13 protein-coding genes are annotated in these 16738 nt (G+C 40.4%); 9 read left to right on the top strand and 4 right to left on the bottom strand.

Going from position 1 to position 16738, the window contains the following annotated elements; all coding sequences use genetic code 11:
- Window positions 1-33: 33 nt before the first annotated feature.
- The 7 genes from FW757_RS14035 (at window position 34) to FW757_RS14005 (ending at window position 9721) form a co-directional block, all read left to right on the top strand.
- On the top strand, window positions 34-321 hold the full coding sequence (locus FW757_RS14035) for a putative quinol monooxygenase (protein ID WP_182718953.1): 288 nt from the start codon (window positions 34-36) through the stop codon (window positions 319-321).
- A 697-nt stretch (window positions 322-1018) separates the two neighbouring features.
- Window positions 1019-3721: a TonB-dependent receptor gene (locus FW757_RS14030; RefSeq protein WP_446441352.1), complete on the top strand. Its 2703-nt coding sequence runs from the start codon at window positions 1019-1021 to the stop codon at window positions 3719-3721.
- A 73-nt stretch (window positions 3722-3794) separates the two neighbouring features.
- Window positions 3795-4571, top strand: coding sequence for a family 16 glycosylhydrolase (locus FW757_RS14025; RefSeq protein WP_446441351.1), 777 nt, complete (start codon window positions 3795-3797; stop codon window positions 4569-4571).
- Window positions 4572-4620: 49 nt separating this feature from the next.
- The gene (locus FW757_RS14020) at window positions 4621-7143 is read left to right on the top strand and encodes a glycoside hydrolase family 3 N-terminal domain-containing protein (protein ID WP_446441350.1); all 2523 of its coding nucleotides are present in this window, start codon (window positions 4621-4623) and stop codon (window positions 7141-7143) included.
- Between the two features lie 61 nt (window positions 7144-7204).
- A complete protein-coding gene (locus FW757_RS14015; protein WP_310736248.1) occupies window positions 7205-8260 on the top strand; it encodes a sensor histidine kinase in 1056 nt (351 codons plus the stop codon).
- Window positions 8257-9048, top strand: coding sequence for a LytR/AlgR family response regulator transcription factor (locus FW757_RS14010; protein WP_182740493.1), 792 nt, complete (start codon window positions 8257-8259; stop codon window positions 9046-9048). Before FW757_RS14015 ends, FW757_RS14010 begins: the two co-directional genes overlap by 4 nt.
- A 97-nt stretch (window positions 9049-9145) precedes the next feature.
- Complete coding sequence (locus tag FW757_RS14005) at window positions 9146-9721, top strand: hypothetical protein (RefSeq protein ID WP_182718958.1); 576 nt, start codon at window positions 9146-9148, stop codon at window positions 9719-9721.
- 90 nt (window positions 9722-9811) lie between these two features.
- Here FW757_RS14005 and FW757_RS14000 read toward each other — a convergent pair whose 3' ends face one another.
- The 3 genes from FW757_RS14000 to FW757_RS13990 form a co-directional block, all read right to left on the bottom strand.
- Complete coding sequence (locus tag FW757_RS14000; protein WP_149982858.1) at window positions 9812-10783, bottom strand: glutathione S-transferase family protein; 972 nt, start codon at window positions 10781-10783, stop codon at window positions 9812-9814.
- Between the two features lie 21 nt (window positions 10784-10804).
- Window positions 10805-11647, bottom strand: a complete 843-nt coding sequence (locus tag FW757_RS13995; protein ID WP_182761291.1) for a pirin family protein — start codon at window positions 11645-11647, stop codon at window positions 10805-10807.
- A gap of 71 nt (window positions 11648-11718) precedes the next feature.
- Complete coding sequence (locus tag FW757_RS13990; protein ID WP_182718961.1) at window positions 11719-12699, bottom strand: YihY/virulence factor BrkB family protein; 981 nt, start codon at window positions 12697-12699, stop codon at window positions 11719-11721.
- A gap of 136 nt (window positions 12700-12835) precedes the next feature.
- Here FW757_RS13990 and FW757_RS13985 point away from each other — a divergent pair, with 136 nt between their 5' ends.
- A complete protein-coding gene (locus FW757_RS13985; protein WP_182794592.1) occupies window positions 12836-13924 on the top strand; it encodes a mechanosensitive ion channel family protein in 1089 nt (362 codons plus the stop codon).
- 334 nt (window positions 13925-14258) lie between these two features.
- Complete coding sequence (locus tag FW757_RS13980) at window positions 14259-15131, top strand: MYG1 family protein (protein ID WP_145241081.1); 873 nt, start codon at window positions 14259-14261, stop codon at window positions 15129-15131.
- 62 nt (window positions 15132-15193) lie between these two features.
- Here FW757_RS13980 and FW757_RS13975 read toward each other — a convergent pair whose 3' ends face one another.
- Window positions 15194-16711, bottom strand: a complete 1518-nt coding sequence (locus tag FW757_RS13975; RefSeq protein ID WP_145241079.1) for a DUF3360 family protein — start codon at window positions 16709-16711, stop codon at window positions 15194-15196.
- Window positions 16712-16738: the final 27 nt, after the last annotated feature.

Below are 16738 nucleotides of genomic sequence, written 5' to 3'. Positions count from 1 at the left end.
TGAGTCTGCACTTTTTAATGCAAAGGAATAACTATGTTAACCGTTATAGCAATGCTGTCATGTAAAAACGCTGATGCAGCTACGTTACTTAGTGCACTTGATAACTTACAAAAGTTATCGCGCAAAGAAGTAGGGTGTTTGCGCTACGAGCTGGCTGTGAAAAATAATGACACGCAAACAGATTACATTGTAACTGAACAATGGGCTACAAATGAGCACTTTGAAGAGCATAAGTTAGCGCCGCATTTTAAAATGTTTGGTGAGCAGGCTGGTGATCTACTTATTCACAGTAATATTGATGTGTATAAAACGATTGGTTAATAATATACCCAAACCACCTCAAGATGCAGAATTCAGCGTTTCACAGGTGCTTAATATCAAGGCGTTACTTTGCAAGAATGGCCGTCCCTTTTAAGAAGTAACAACGCTGAGAGTAAGTGCCTGTGAAACGCCCGAAGGGTTGTTTTAAAAGCGATTTATACTGCGTTATTGATTTTAACAATAGAACCACTATTATTTGCAATCAATGCCTTGCCTAAATCGCTTTTAATTCCAACTGAAACTCGCATCTTGAGGTGGTTTGGGTATATAGGGGCAGTGTTTAAAGCCACGTATTTTATATCGAGCTTAGCATGTTAAGCATGGCTTTAATAACGCCTTAGCAGGTGACAATGAGTGAGCCTTGATAACTTACCTAATGTACTGACCTGCGTTTTTGGGTATATAAAGTTATGCCATGGTATTTTTCATCGCTCACTGGTTATATCCGCTTTCTTTGTGTTTATGGCATCGGTGGTCAGTTTTACTTTCATGTAATAAATTTTTAAGTTTTTTGACTGTTGATACTAAATCAAGGAGTCAGTTTATTTATTGTCCAAGATTTAATTTCGGCTTGTATTATATCTAACTCGCCTTAACGTATTTGACTAGTAATCAAAAAAGACCCTATGGATACTGTGAGACTGTTAAATAAAAGTAACAAAGCTTAACGTTTTACACACACATCAAAAGGTCGAATATGCACACAATAAATAAAAAAGCATTATCAATTGCGGTAGCATTGGCTTGCTCATTCCCGTTACATGCCCAACAAGCTGCTACGAATAATCCAACAAATACGAATGAAAACAACACTGCGCAAGAACAAAGTACTTCCTTAGAGATTATCTCTGTAACAGCAACCAAACGTAAAACAAAGTTAATGGAAACCCCTGTTGCCATTACTGCACTATCAGAAGCGGATCTCAGGCAAAATGGCGTAAATAGTGTTAAAGATATTGCCAACCTAGTACCAGGGTTAGATATCTCCACAGCGACGGATCAATCAGCACCTGTTATCTCGATGCGAGGCGTACGCTCAACTAATATTACTGAGCTTGGCGATCCTGCTGTTGGTGTGCATCTTGATGGTATTTACTCGCCAAGAATGCAAGGCGCACTTGCTTTAATGTACGACATTGATCGTGTTGAAGCATTAAGGGGTCCACAAGGCACTCTATTTGGTCGTAACTCAACGGTGGGTAGTATTAATGTTATTTCAGCAAAACCAGATTTTACCGGTTTATATGGCAACGTCAGTATTGAAGCGGGAAACTTTAATAGTAAAAATATTGATGCAGTCTTAAATATTCCTATTAATGATGAATTTGCCGTTAGGTTTTCAGGAAAAGGCTTGAAACGGGATTCTTATTTAGAAGGTTATTACGATCCTAACCAATATGACTCAAGACGCTTAAGCGACGATATTCTTAATGCGCCAGTAACCTCTGAAGATTCTTATCAAGGCGTGGGTCAAACAATTACCCAACGAGAAAACTGGTGGATAGATGGCGCTGGCACAGATCCAGAAGCGCAAAAAGTTCGCGCGCTAACACCGGCTGATAAAAGCAATTTTTACAATAATGCTGATGAATATTCATTTAGAATTAGCACCTTGTGGGAGCCTTTGGACGGCAATTTTTCAAACCACACTGTTTTTCAAAAGTATGTAAATGACAGCAATAACAACCTAGATTTAGTTAACTGCGATAAAATTCGCGGCAGAAGTGCTGAACTAGGGGGAGACTGCACTAACTTTTTACCCAGCGATAATACTTATCAGGCGGTTGTAAATGTGCCCGGTAAGCTTAATTTAGATATCACCTATCTTAGAAATACCCTTAACTACGATATAAACGATGAATATTCACTTGTCTGGTTATTGGGCTATGAAGATATGGAACGCTCTTCAGCACAAGATAGTGAAGTAGGTTTAGACCCTTGGGATGGCGCAACTTACTTTTTAGACGGCACTGGCGCAGAGTCTTTTTCAACTGAGCTGCAAATACAATCTGATGAATATGGCGACTTTATCTGGATTGCAGGTATTAATTACTTTCATGAAAGAACAAAAACCTTAGGTTATTACGATAATCCTATGGATGACAAAGCGTTTTGGGATCAACCCGATCGTTCTACCGACGCCCTCGCATTATTTGGTCAAGGTACATACAACTTAACTGAAAAGTTACACCTAACACTTGGCTATCGTTTTAGTGATGAAACGAAAGAAGATAAAGGCGGAAAAACCTATCGCTGTTCTAATGCTGATGGCTGCGCCGTAGGTTGGTTAAATAGAACGGATCTAAATAATTTACCAGTTGATTACTACCAAGATCCTTCAATTTATGCGTCATACTTTGCAAACGATAATAAAGGAAGTTGGCAGCATCATGACTTTCGTGTTGGTTTAGACTACGACATTTCACCTGAAACGATGGTTTATACCTACCTTGCCAGTGGTTTTAAAGCTGGTGGAATTGGTGATGTATATGAAGTCGTAAATGATAGAACGGGCGACGTAACACGCTTTGAAACTAAGTTCGATCCAGAAGAAGTACTTACATGGGAGCTTGGCGCTAAATCGAGCTTTTTTGATAATTCATTAAACTTAAAAGCCGCGTTTTTCTACACAGATTACACCGACATGCAATACGCATCAGTGGGCTCAATCGGTAATGTAGAACGTTTATCTGTGGTAGAAGATGAAGATGGCTCTCCCGTTTTAGATAGCAATGGCGAGCCGGTACTTGATTTTCAAAACAAGCCTGTGATTGCTTATTACACACAAAATGTTCCTAGTTCAACAATCAAAGGTATTGAGCTTGAGTTTGATTGGAAGCCATACCCAAGCGGGCGTATCACCGGTTATGTAACCTGGACCGATGCCAAAGTGACGGACGATTGGAATACTAAGTGGGATTATGATGCTGAGTATCTTTTTGATATTTCTTATGAGGAATCAAAAAATCCTGAAAATACACTGCTATCAACTAACCTTAAAGGCAATAACCTAGCGATGACGCCTAAGTTCACGGCGAACATCAGCTACACACATACATTTGATTTAGGTGAATATGGTTTTATTCATAGCTGGCTTAATGCGAGCTGGAAAGATGAATCGTACTCAACAGTATGGAATGTTGATAAACACTTAGATGATATGGACTTTAGCGTGTCGGACGAGGCGACAAAATACATTGACGATAGCCGAGATGCATTTGCAGTCTATAACGCGTCAATTAAATATGAGCCGCAAGGACAAAGCTGGTACGCAGAAGTATTCGTTAATAATGCCTCTGATGAAACTATTCAATATTGGAATAATACTAGCAAAGGAATTCCAAAAGGCAGCTTTGGTATGCCGAGATATTACGGTATGAGAGCGGGTTTTTCATTCTAAATAACCGAGTAAAAGTTACCCTCCTACAGGCTAAAGTACTGTAGGAGATGCTTGATTAAATAAGGATTTAATAATGAAAACGAAGTTAATTTCAACCTTAGTTGCTGGCCTTATAGTTATTTCACCCGCCACATACGCTAACTATTTTAAAGACGATTTTTCGTGGGGATTTGACACGACTCTTTGGAGTGCACGTAGTGGCGATAATGGCTCACCTTTTGGCTGCGAATTTGTCCCAAGAATGATTAACCCAAGTCAACACGGCATCACCCTTTCTCTGTCACAAGGTGCATGTGCTGAGCTGCAAAGTAATCACTTTTATAGTTTTGGTAAGGTACAAGGCAGTGTTAAGTCGGGCAATATCGCCGGTACCGTGTCTTCTATTTTTACTTATACCTCATGGTGGGATTCGCCAGGACGCGCTTGGCAAGAAATAGATATCGAACTATTACCTTCTTTAGGCAATGTTGTTCATACCAATGTGATTTACCAGCCCCAAGGAGGTACATATCAAAGTTGGGAAAAGGATATCGATTTAAGCCAGTTTGGGCTTGATTACAGAGAAAACTTATTAACCATTGGCTTTGATTGGTCAAGCTCATCAATTCGTTGGTATCTGTACGACTCACAAGGAAACGAGAAAACAATTAGAGTGATGTACAAAGACAATGGGGATGGCGTAATAGCCGATAATGAAATTCCCGCGTATGCATGGCCGATGGATAATACAAAAATAATGATTAACCAATGGAATGGTGATAACTCAACCGAAGGCTATTACTTCCCTGGTCAATACTATGGCAGCCCTTCGTGGGCGTACTATGATTTTATTGAGTACATTCCCCAATAAAATTAAGAAGTTTGTATCTATAAATAGAATTTAATCTCGAAGGTTTTTAATGTCTCAAATCAAATATTCTAAATTATTATTTTGCTTATTGCCCGTAGTTGGGGCGCTTACTTGTCAATATTCATTCAGTGCAGAGCGTGAGCAAGTCAACTGGCCGAATGTGAACACTAAGCTCAAACGCGATCCCGCTGTAGAAGCGCAAATTGAACAACTACTGGCAAAGATGACCATAGAGCAAAAAGTGGCGCAAATGATTCAGCCCGAAATTGGTTATCTAAGTGTTGAACAAATGCGCAAATATGGGTTTGGTTCATACCTAAATGGCGGTAATACAGCGCCCTATGGCGACAAACGCGCTGATCAGGCCACATGGTTAAAATATGCCGATGAAATGTACCTAGCATCAATGGACTCAACGAAAGACGGTATTGCAATACCGACTATTTGGGGTACTGATGCCATGCATGGACATAGCAATGTGTATGGCGCTACATTATTTCCGCACAATATTGGCTTAGGAGCTGCGCACGATGCCGACTTAATTAAGCGCATAGGCCAAGCAACAGCAAAAGAAGTGTCTGCCACTGGGATTGAATGGAGTTTTGCTCCTACTGTCGCTGTAGTCAGAGATGATCGCTGGGGCAGAACCTATGAAAGTTACTCAGAAGACCCTGAATTAGTTAGGCTATATGCGGGTAGTATGGTGACAGGTATTCAAGGTGATATAGGGGCTGACTTTTTAAAAGGCAGTAACCGTATTGCAACCGCAAAACATTTTGTGGGCGATGGTGGTACAGAGCGAGGCGTTGATCGCGGAAATACGCTTATCGATGAAAAAGGATTAAGAGATATTCACAGCGCAGGTTATTTTTCCGCTATTAATGAAGGTGTGCAATCAGTGATGGCATCATTTAATAGTTGGAATGGCAAACGTGTACATGGCGATAAACATTTATTAACGGATGTACTTAAAAACCAACTTGGTTTTGATGGGTTTATAGTCAGTGATTGGAATGCTCACAAGTTTGTAGAAGGCTGCGATTTAGAGCAATGTGCGCAAGCAATTAACGCGGGCGTTGATGTGATCATGGTGCCAGAGCATTTTGAAGCGTTTTATCATAATACTGTTAAGCAAGTGAAAGACGGTGTAATCGCAGAATCAAGAATTAACGATGCCGTTAGGCGCTTTTTAAGGGCTAAAATCCGTTGGGGGGTATTTTCGAAGAGCAAACCATCAGCGCGACCTGAATCACAACACCCGCAGTGGTTAGGTGCTAATGAGCATCGTACTTTGGCAAGAGAAGCGGTTCGTAAGTCACTCGTTCTATTAAAAAACAACGAAAACGTGCTGCCAATCAAAGCGAGTAGCCGCATCTTAGTTGCCGGCAAAGGCGCGAATGCAATTAATATGCAAGCGGGTGGCTGGAGCGTTTCTTGGCAGGGCACAGACAATACCAATAGTGACTTTCCAAATGCGACCTCTATTTATGCGGGTTTACAGTCGCAAGTAACAAAAGCGGGTGGTGAGATCACTTTGAGCGAGTCTGGTGAGTATACTAGCAAGCCAGATGTAGCCATTGTTGTTATTGGTGAAGAACCTTATGCAGAATGGTTTGGTGACATCGAGATGCTTGAGTTTCAGCATGAAACTAAACATGCACTTGCGTTATTAAAGCAGCTTAAAGCTGATAATATTCCTGTAGTAACGATATTTTTAAGCGGCCGCCCGTTGTGGGTTAATAAAGAGCTCAATGCATCGGATGCCTTTGTTGCTGCTTGGCTACCAGGCTCTGAAGGTGAGGGCGTTGCAGATGTACTATTAACTAATAGCGAAGGTAAAGCCCAGTTTGATTTCAGCGGTAAGTTGAGTTTTTCATGGCCTAAATATGATGACCAATTTACGTTAAACTTAAACGATGCTGACTATGACCCATTATTTGCTTATGGCTATGGCTTAACTTATCAGGACAACATAAATGTGCCTGTTTTGAGTGAGAAAACCAGCCCTAAAAAAATTGTTAATAGTGACTCACATCCGCTGTTTGTAAGAAACTTAGCCAAAAATATGACTTGGCAACTGGCAGATACAAGCACAGAAAAGGTGTTAGCCAGCGGTGCATCTGCAACCAGTGGCGATAAACAGAGTTTACTTATGCAATCAGTCAATTTATCTTATCAAGAAGATGGCCGTGGCTTTAATTGGCGCGCACAAGCCGCTGTTAGCTTGAGTTTTTTAAAGCCTGAACAGCTAGATAGTAAATTTAGTGCAGGTTACCTTGAATTAAAAATGCGCATAGATAAAGCTCCAGAACAAGGAGCAAACTTGCAAGTCATGTGTAGCGAAAATCATTGCTTAAGGAATATTGATTTTTCATCGTTTTCACAATTAATGACAGACAAAAGTTGGCATACTCTAGCAATCCCTTTGCACTGTGGTGATAGCGGACTTGCTGAGCAAAAAATAACAGACGCGCTGCGCATTACCAGTCAAAATTTAAGTTTAGCAATTGCTGATGTGGTGTTGACTATAAAACCGAGTAATGACTCATTATCATTAACGTGTGCAAAGTAATACCCTATGGCTGTTGATTAACGTTTATTAATCAACAGCCTATAACATTGGATTTAATAATGTGAATAGTAATAACCCTAGAAGTCAGTTGTTCTGGTTATTCCAAAGTTGTGGTTGGATTGTCTATGCAATGCTGACCGAATTAATGATAAAAATACCAAGCGAAGAGCCATGGACAATACATATACCGCATTTAATTATTGATGTAGTGTGTGGCTTTTTGATCACTTTAACGTTAAGACGATTTTACAACTTTTTTAGTCAGCAAGAGCTCAAAGTTAAAGTCGCGTTACGTATTATGCTGCTTCTAATTGCAACATTACTCTGGACGCAAATTAAATGGATTTCCTTGCAGTGGTTATATGGTAACTGGTGGCTTTCAATGTCATGGTTTGACTTTGGTACATGGACGTCAGCCTCGTTAACCATGCTTTCAACATGGACTGCCTTTTATTACGGGATCAAAATTTATTTAGATAATCTTGAGCAAACTCAAAAGGCCGCAGAAGCTACCCATTTAGCGAAAGAGTCACAGCTAAAAATGCTTCGATATCAGCTTAACCCGCATTTTATGTTCAATAGTATTAACGCCATTTGCACGTTAATATTGAAAAAAGAAAGCTTGCAGGCAGTAAACATGCTTGAAAAACTATGTGACTTATTGCGCCATAGTTTATATACCGACCCACTTGAAAAAGTAGCTATCAAAGAAGAAATCGCAATGTTAAGAACCTACTTAGATATAGAGCAATGCCGATTTGCTGACAAGCTAGAGGTTAATATTAGCGTTGATGAACCATGCAACGATTTATTAATACCTTCTTTATTAATTCAACCATTGGTAGAAAACGCGTTAAAACATGGTATGCGAGCAGATCAAAAAATGGTGATCACAATTAATGTTGAAAAAACAAAATCCGCATTGCTCATTAAAGTTGCTGATACTGGTAAAGGCTTTGATGATAATAAAAAAACCAAAAGAGGCATCGGCTTGGCTAATTGTGAGCAACGCTTAAAATTAATATATGGTAATAGTCACCGAATTGAAAAAGGCAATGCGACTACCGGTGGTGCGTGGTTTTGTATCTCTCTTCCAATTAATGGTTTGCAATCATGATTCAATTAAAAACGTTACTCGTTGATGACGAATACAGTGCTATTGAAGGTTTGCGTATTCGCTTAGAAGCCTTTGCTGAAATTGAAGTGATTGGCAGTGCACAAAGTGTTGATGAAGCAATTAAAGTACTTAACGAATATGATGTAGATTTAGTGTTTCTAGATATAGAAATGCCAACAAAGTCAGGTTTTGAATTAATTAAACATTTTCAACCAGAGAGCTGCCCTGCGGTTATCTTTGTTACGGCATTTCATCAACATGCTGTTAAAGCTTTTGAGGTGAGGGCGCTGGATTATTTACTTAAGCCCGTTAAGTTAGCTCGCCTTGCAGAAGCCATTGAAAGAGTTATTAAAACCCAAAAGCTAAACAGAAAAACCGAACTTATTGAAGTGCACCAATCGCTGGTGATCAATGAATCCCAACCACTAGAAGTGGCGGGTAATTCTGACTATAAGTTTGAAGCTGAGAATTTAGTTATTCAAGATGCTAAAAACCCAATTCAAATTATTCCGTTTAAAGATATTTTATGGATTGATGCGGCGGGGGATTATATGTGTGTACACACACCTGCTGAAACACACGTAATGCGTGCGCGTTTAAAAGAGCTTGAAAAAAACACCTTGCCTGAAGATTTCCTGCGAATACATAAATCAACGATTGTAAATTTAAGCCATATAAAGCAACTTAATCCACTTAGAAACTCTGAATACACGGCTGTATTACAAAGTGGTAAAACACTTAAAGTCAGTCGTACCTATAGTAAAAATTTAAAGAGTTTGTTCAAATAATAAATATTGAGAGTAGTAAACTATAGCTGCAACAGTTTGTATAATAGGCATTTGTTATGCTATCTCAGGTCATAAATTATAAGGACTTTAAATTTCTATGGCAAAACCTCAGCTTTTTTGGATTATTTTAATATTATTGATTACCTGTTTTATGCCTTGCGGTTTTTTCATCTGGTATGAAAGTGTGGATCCCGCATTTATCCCTAATGCTAATTACAATTTTATTTTACAATGGGTTTTACCCTCGCTGACAGTGCTGACGATTGGTTACCTTTTTAGTCAGTATAAGAATTTTGCTCAAGTGAAGGAAAGCTTAGATGAGCATTTTATTGCTGAGGGACGTTTAGTTAAGTATTTTACGCTGCTTTTTAGTCCCGTGTTTATTTACTTTTACTTTTGGACATTCATTAATATCCCAATACAGTTATGGGCAAATTATCAATTGGCTGAGTATTGGTCGCAAGAATATTTATTAGTTGAGGCAACAACATGTAGTAGTGACTATGAGCCGCACTGCGTAGAATTAAAGTTTTCCGATTTAGCAAGTGAAGAAACACATTCAATAAGATGGTATTTAGATAAAGCTGAATTATTAACGCTCAAGAATAAAAGAGTAAATCTGGTCGGTGAAAAAAGTTATTTTGGTTATATTATCAATACAATACAGTGGTGATCAAAGCTTTAAAAGGCATTATTGTGATTTGTGGTGGTTATAAAAAGGCCTAAACTACCCCTGCCATTTTGCAGGGGTAGTATAAATTGGTTAACCGCGATTATGCTCGCGAGCGTAATCAATATTGGGCCCTTTAGGGACGATTTGCGTTGGGTTGATCATGGTATGACTAAAATAATAATGTCGTTTGATATGATAAAAATCAACGGTTTCTTTAACGCCAGCAACCTGATAAAGCTCACGTAAGTATTCACTCAGTGCCGGGTAATTTTCGATAGTACGCAGATTACATTTAAAATGCCCAACATACACACTGTCAAAGCGTATTAGAGTGGTAAATAATCGCCAATCTGCTTCTGTTAGGGTGTTGCCCACCAAATAGCGCTGCTTGAGTAAAATACTTTCGACTTTGTCTAATGCAGTGAATAAGTCATTAAATGCCTCTTCATAGGCTTTTTGAGTGGTCGCAAACCCAGTACGATACACGCCATTATTAATGTTGTTGTACACCAGCTCATTAATTGCATCGATTTCAGCGTGCAAGTTATTTGGGTAAAAGTCTAGTTTATTGCCAGTTAAATCATTAAAGGCGCTGTTAAACATGCGAATGATTTCAGCAGATTCATTACTGACTATTTTATTTTGCTGTTTATCCCAAAGCACAGGCACAGTTACTCTTCCGGAATAATCTGCTTTATTTTCGGTGTATATTTGATGCATAAATTGCTTATCAAAAAGTGCATCTCCAGTGCTGTGGTTGTTTTTATCAAACGTCCAACCGTTATCTAACATATCTGGGCTAACCACAGAGACATCAATATAGTCTTCAAGGCCTTTTAATTTTCTAAAAATCAAGGTGCGGTGCGCCCATGGGCAGGCTAATGAAACATATAAATGATAACGGCCTTTCTGTGCCTTAAAGCCCGCCTCACCAGTTGGGCCTGCGCTGCCATCTTTGGTTATCCAGTTACGTAATTGTGCAGACTCGCGTTTAAACTCACCATCGCTTTTATCGGTGTCGTACCATTTATCTTGCCATTTACCGTTGACTAGTAATCCCATAATTGACTCCTATATCGTGTTTTAAAAGCTACCAAATTTACCGCTTTGGTAATCACTAATTGCTTCTCGTAATTGAGCTTGCGTATTCATCACAAACGGGCCCATGTGAGCAATAGGTTCATTAAGCGGATCACCGGCTAAAATAAGTACCCCAGCGCCGCTTTGCGAGCTAAATTTAATATCACTACCGGACTCTAAAATAAGTAGGCTGCCAGCCATTACTGGACCACCTTGTTCGGTGTTGATAGAGCCGGTATGAATATAAATCATCACCTTGCTTTGTATCAGAGGTGGGTGGGCAAACTCAGTGCCTACAGGTAATGTTACATCTGCTAGCATGCCATTGGCTGCTAGTTCTTGTAGGCTTGAAACCTGAGTTTGCTGGTCAAATTGCCAACTGCCAGCCAGTGCTTTTAGTTCAACACCTTGACTATTTTTATGTTCAGGTGCAGGGTGCTCAGTAGTATCTTGATATTTCGGTGCTCTGAGCTTTTCAGTGCTTGGCATATTGAGCCAAATTTGAAAGCCATGCATCCCCTCAATCGCATCGGCAAGTGGCATTTCGCTATGGATAACGCCAAAGCCGGTACTCATCCATTGCACGTCACCTGCGCGAATAGCTTTTTTATTGCCCATTTGATCTTGGTGTTCAAAGCCGCCTTTAATAATGTAGGTAAAGGTTTCGATACCACGATGCGGGTGGGCAGGAAACCCACCCATAAAGTCACTGTGATCGTCGGATTTTAATTCGTCGATCATTAAAAAAGGATCTAAATGCTTACCATCAAAGCCTGGTATCCGGCTAATATTTACGCCATCACCATCTTGGGTTGCATGGCTATTGAGTTGCTTTATTACTTTCATTGCTTTGCTCCGAATCTTGTATGGTATTATTTAAACACAATAAAATTAAACAACCATGGGTATAAATAGCACTATTCATTCGTTTTAACAGAACGTTCTGATTTTTGTTTTTTCGTTAGGTTATCCGCTACAAAAGCCCCGCGATTGCCAGACTGATGTGCAGGTCCCACGGTGCTATCAACCATGGTTTGCTGTTCGGTGCTGGCATTAATTGCAGCGCCAAAAATAATAATATAGGCGCTGATATACAACCACATCAACATGATCACGACCCCGGCTAAAGAACCATAGGTCTCATTGTATGAAGCAAACTGTGACACATAATATGAAAACCCTAATGATGCGATGATCCAAAGCCCAGTAGCCATTACTGAACCAGTTGTAACCCAACGCCACTTTGCCGCTTTTCTATGGGGTGCATAACGATATACAAAAGCTAAAGCAAAATGAAAAGTCGCTGCTAGTAACAGCCAAGTGAGTAATTTGATCACCGTATCGATACTGTTTTCTAGACCAACAATATTAAGTGCGATAGGCAATATACCAATGATTAATAATGCGATTACGGCGACCAATATAGCGCCAATAGAGAATAGAAAGCGCACTAAAAGCGCTTTGAAAAACTGCCTTTTGGTTTGCTCATGGTAGGTAATATTGCAGGCTGTGATCAGTGCTTGGCAGCCCTTACTGCTACTCCATGTGGTTAATAACAACGTGCTTATTGCACTAACACTTAACACTTTTTGTGATTGTTGGGTAACTTCAGATACCTGTTGTAGAACGATTTCTCGGCTGCTTGGTGGCAATAAAGTAATAAACTTACTAATCTGTTCACTAACATCCGCCGTAGAGGCGAAATAAGCATACAGCGAAACACAGGCTGCCAGTGCTGGAAAAATAGCGAGTAATGCGTAAAAGGCGACACCAGCGGCAACAAAGGATAAGTTATCTTGCGACATACTTTGATATACCCGCTTGCTGATATCCCACCAGCCCAGCAAGGGGATCTCGGTTGGTTTATCTGCTGTGTAGCCACGTGGTTTATGTGCCATATTTTATTCCTTGCTGGTGGTTATTAGTCACTATTTATTAGAAGTTAGGGTGCAAGGTGCTTGCCAGCTTAAGTTGGCGTTTAATTTGCTTCTACAGAATTAATGGTTTCATCAATAAAGAGCGCATGAGTTACATATGGAAATAATGAATAGTATTAATAATCAAATTATTAGCGCATTAAAAATACAAACAACGAGTACCAATGCGGATCCTTTAGCGCCAGTATCTTGGCAAGGTATAAACTCACAAATTGCGCATTTTTTACAAAGTGCTTGGCAAATGTTACCCGCTCTCACTTTAGGTATAGCAGCAATAATCGTGTGCTATTTTTTAGCAAAGCCTGTGTCTTATTTATTAGTGAAACCTATTGGCTATGTAAGTGATAGGCGGTTATTGCATGTTGTTGCTCGTCGCTTTATTAGTACTGTGATCATTTTGTTTGGAGTTTATTTATTTTTACGCTTAGCAGGCTTAAGTGAATTTGCCGTGGCGATAATGAGCGGTACTGGATTAGTCGGGCTAATCTTAGGTTTTGCATTTCGTGATATTGCAGAGAACTTTATATCGAGCATGCTATTAAGTGTGCAACGTCCTTTTCGTATTGATGATGTTATTGAAGTCGATGGCTGCTTAGGGGTAGTAAAAAAGGTCACTGCGCGGGCGACCACATTAGTTGATTTTGATGGTAATCATATTCAAATACCTAATGCGACTGTTTATAAAAATGTGATTAAAAACCTTACTGCTAATCCGAAAATGCGCGGTCACTATAAAATAGGCATAGGTTACGATAACGATATACGTAACACTCAGCAGTTAGCGCTGAGTTTAATGGATAAACAAGCTGCTGTGCTAAAAGATCCGGCCCCACAGGTGTTACTTGATGAATTAGGCTCAGCCACTATCAATCTCAGTATTTACTTTTGGGTTAATAGTGAGCAAAACAGCCCGGTTAAGGTAGCGTCGCAATTGATGCGTGAAATGGTTAATAGCTTTAACGCGCATGGTATTAGTATGCCTGATGATGCTCGTGAACGGATTATTTTAAATGCACCAAGTGAGCAAGCACAAAAGACTCCGGAACAACCCACTACGCAAGATCAAAAAGTCAAACCGATTGCGCATCTGGATGCTGGTATTGATGATGTGAGCAGTGATGCTGATGAAATTCGTGAACAAGCTGAGCGCTCTCGCGATCCCGAGCAGGGTAACAATATTATTTAACTTGCTCTTTAAATAATATACTTAGTTTAATGGCTGTGGGTTCGGCAATTTTATTTAGCAAAGACTGAGGTATCGCTCGAGGAGAAAGTTTTACTGAAGATAGTTCATGTATGGATTGGTTATGTTTTTACCATCAATCTACTGTTGCTTTGTTATTACTGTCGCTTATCTTCCTCTAGACGATTAATTACCACAAAGTGGTTCACTGTTTTTGTGGGCTGCTCGCCGATAGCGTATACTGTTGTGCTTGTAATTTTGACTTATCTATTTTGTGCTAACGGATCAGTTTAAATTTCACCGTCTTCTTACTCCTTTCTAAAATGATATTAAATAAATGAATGATATAACAGTAGCAACTCATAACGGTAATTTTCATGCGGATGATGTGTTTAGTATCGCCGCACTTAGGCATATTCTTCCTACTTTTAAACTTATACGTACCCGTGATTTAGAATTAATCGCGCAAGCTGACATAGTGATTGATGTTGGCGGCGAATATGACCCAGCTGCTGGACGTTTTGATCATCACCAACGTGGCGGTGCCGGCGAGCGTGAAAATGGCATCCCATACTCATCATTTGGTTTAATTTGGCAAAAATATGGTTTAGAGCTGTGTCAGGGTGACCAAGATGTTGCGCATGCAGTTGATGCCGGTTTGGTATCGACCATTGATGCGATTGATTGCGGTCATGTTGAAGGTGTATCGAAAGGGATCAGTCTTAGCCAAACAATTTCAATGTTTAACCCAACATGGCAAGAGGAAAGTGACTTTGATCGTTGTTTTGATGAGGCGGTTGAATTTGCATCGCGTGTTTTAACACGTTTTATTGCAGCAGCCAGTGGCGGCATTAATGCTAAAGCAATCGTCGCTAAAGCGATTGATAACGCAGATGATGCAAGAGTGATTGTATTAGAGCAATATACGCCGTGGAAAAAAACCGTGCATGCTTTATCGCAAGAAGCGTTATACATGGTTTATCCATCGCATTCAGGCAAATGGATTTTGCAAACGGTGCCTGTTGAACCGGGTTCATTTGAAGACAGAAAGTCACTACCAAAAGCATGGGCTGGTTTATCAGATGCTGCATTTCAAGCGCAAACGGGCATTGATGACGCAATGTTTTGCCACAATGGCTTGTTTATCGCTGGCGCAGAATCATTTGCAAGTACCATGAAACTTGCTGCTATGGCGTTGCAAGACGAATAAAACGAAGTCACGGTTATTAAAAAGGGGGGGTAAGCGCTGTACTGGCTTCCCCCCTTTTTGTATTAGTGCCTAAAGTTTTCTAGCAACGCTGGAATACCTGGCAGCATGCCCACCATGGCCATAACACTGGTCAATAATACAAACATAAACAGCGGAATGATCCAGCGACTCATATGGGTCAGCTCAGAGCTGCGCTCTTTACAGCCAATTAAGCCTAAGTTATCGAGCAGCATGGTCAGTGACCAGCCAAACGCTGGGTTTACTAACGTTGAAGCAAATACCACAATAGCTGCTGATTGCGTGGTTTTACCTTCGCGAGTCATTTCCATACCTGCCTCAAGCAGTGGGATAAATACACCCACTATTAACGCCACACACAGTACCGGTTGCCAAATGGCGAGATCCATTGGATAACCCCATATACCTGCAATTACACAAAAAAGTGCGGTTAAAATTGCACCAGCTGGAATAGGGCGCTTAGCAATCGCGGCAGGCACAATATACGTGCCCCATGATGAGGTGAAGTTAGACCCACCTAAAATAGAGCCAAAGGTTTGCCTAACTGATGCACTGAGCATAGTATCGTCAATGTTCATTTGCACTTTTTCAGTGCGTTTTGGGTAGCTGATCTTTTGGAATACTTGATGGCCTAAAAAGTCTGGCGACCACATGGCCACTGCCAGTATGGCAAAGGGCAATACGACTACAAAGCTTTCAAGAGTCGGCAAACCTAACATCCAACCGGTGTTTTCACCCCACCAATACATAGGGTTCATATTTGGTAACCCAGGGGCGGTTTTAAATTCAAACGGCGCACCTAAGGCAAAGGCCGTTAAACCACCAATAAGGCAGCTGAGCGGCACAGCTAACCAACGTTTTTTAAAATGTTCGAGTAGCGCGTACAGTAAAATAGTGGCCAAAATAACGATGAAGGCAATGTGGGTCATTTGAATTTGTTCAGCCCATGCAAACAGTTTCTTTACTTGCGATATAGTGCCTATGAATCCTAAGTAAAGTAATAATCCGCCGCACACCCCTTTACTGGTTAGTCGTGCCAACAAACTGCCGCCTTTACTGATGGCAAGCAGTAACCCTAAGGCGCCAATTAGTAGCCCGAATGCCATTGGGTGTCCGCCTGCTGCAACAACAATGGGAATTAATGGAATGAGTGGTCCGTGGGTTCCCGCTAAGTTAGCAGTGGGTAAAATAAAACCTGAAAACAAGATGATAAAAATAGCCACTATGAGTAACTCATAGCGTACGTTTTCTAACACAAAGGCGTCACTTAAACCAAGCGGTGCGGCAAAGGTGGCGGCAATAGCGCCTACCATAACAACTTTACCAATTGTCCCTGCCATAGCGGGAATCGTGTCTTCAAATTCGAAGCGGTAATCCCGAAAAGGCAAGTTAGGACGCCAGCGCTTTGGCTGCATAATTTGCAGTTCATGCTCGAGATAATCGTCTCGACTGGCAAACTCAGAGCTTGGTTTATGAAGATTTTTATAGCTATCGGAAACGGTTTGAGTATCGCTTACCTGCTCAGCTTGGGATGACGTGTCATCTTTTGGCGTGGTTGTCATGAATTCTCCTGCAACATTGTTGCTAAC

It is taken from the genome of Pseudoalteromonas sp. 1181_04 (assembly GCF_052850545.1).
This window is presented reverse-complemented; position numbering and strand designations above follow the sequence as displayed.

What these genes read in the sequence shown, in the direction of transcription:
- FW757_RS14000 (WP_149982858.1), bottom strand. Translation starts at nt 10,783, where the DNA reads ATGGGATTACTAGTCAACGGTAAATGGCAAGATAAATGGTACGACACC.
- FW757_RS14030 (WP_446441352.1), top strand. Translation starts at nt 1,019, where the DNA reads ATGCACACAATAAATAAAAAAGCATTATCAATTGCGGTAGCATTGGCT.
- FW757_RS14010 (WP_182740493.1), top strand. Translation starts at nt 8,257, where the DNA reads ATGATTCAATTAAAAACGTTACTCGTTGATGACGAATACAGTGCTATT.
- FW757_RS13985 (WP_182794592.1), top strand. Translation starts at nt 12,836, where the DNA reads ATGGAAATAATGAATAGTATTAATAATCAAATTATTAGCGCATTAAAA.
- FW757_RS13995 (WP_182761291.1), bottom strand. Translation starts at nt 11,647, where the DNA reads ATGAAAGTAATAAAGCAACTCAATAGCCATGCAACCCAAGATGGTGAT.
- FW757_RS14035 (WP_182718953.1), top strand. Translation starts at nt 34, where the DNA reads ATGTTAACCGTTATAGCAATGCTGTCATGTAAAAACGCTGATGCAGCT.
- FW757_RS13990 (WP_182718961.1), bottom strand. Translation starts at nt 12,699, where the DNA reads ATGGCACATAAACCACGTGGCTACACAGCAGATAAACCAACCGAGATC.
- FW757_RS14025 (WP_446441351.1), top strand. Translation starts at nt 3,795, where the DNA reads ATGAAAACGAAGTTAATTTCAACCTTAGTTGCTGGCCTTATAGTTATT.
- FW757_RS14005 (WP_182718958.1), top strand. Translation starts at nt 9,146, where the DNA reads ATGGCAAAACCTCAGCTTTTTTGGATTATTTTAATATTATTGATTACC.
- FW757_RS14020 (WP_446441350.1), top strand. Translation starts at nt 4,621, where the DNA reads ATGTCTCAAATCAAATATTCTAAATTATTATTTTGCTTATTGCCCGTA.
- FW757_RS13975 (WP_145241079.1), bottom strand. Translation starts at nt 16,711, where the DNA reads ATGACAACCACGCCAAAAGATGACACGTCATCCCAAGCTGAGCAGGTA.
- FW757_RS13980 (WP_145241081.1), top strand. Translation starts at nt 14,259, where the DNA reads ATGAATGATATAACAGTAGCAACTCATAACGGTAATTTTCATGCGGAT.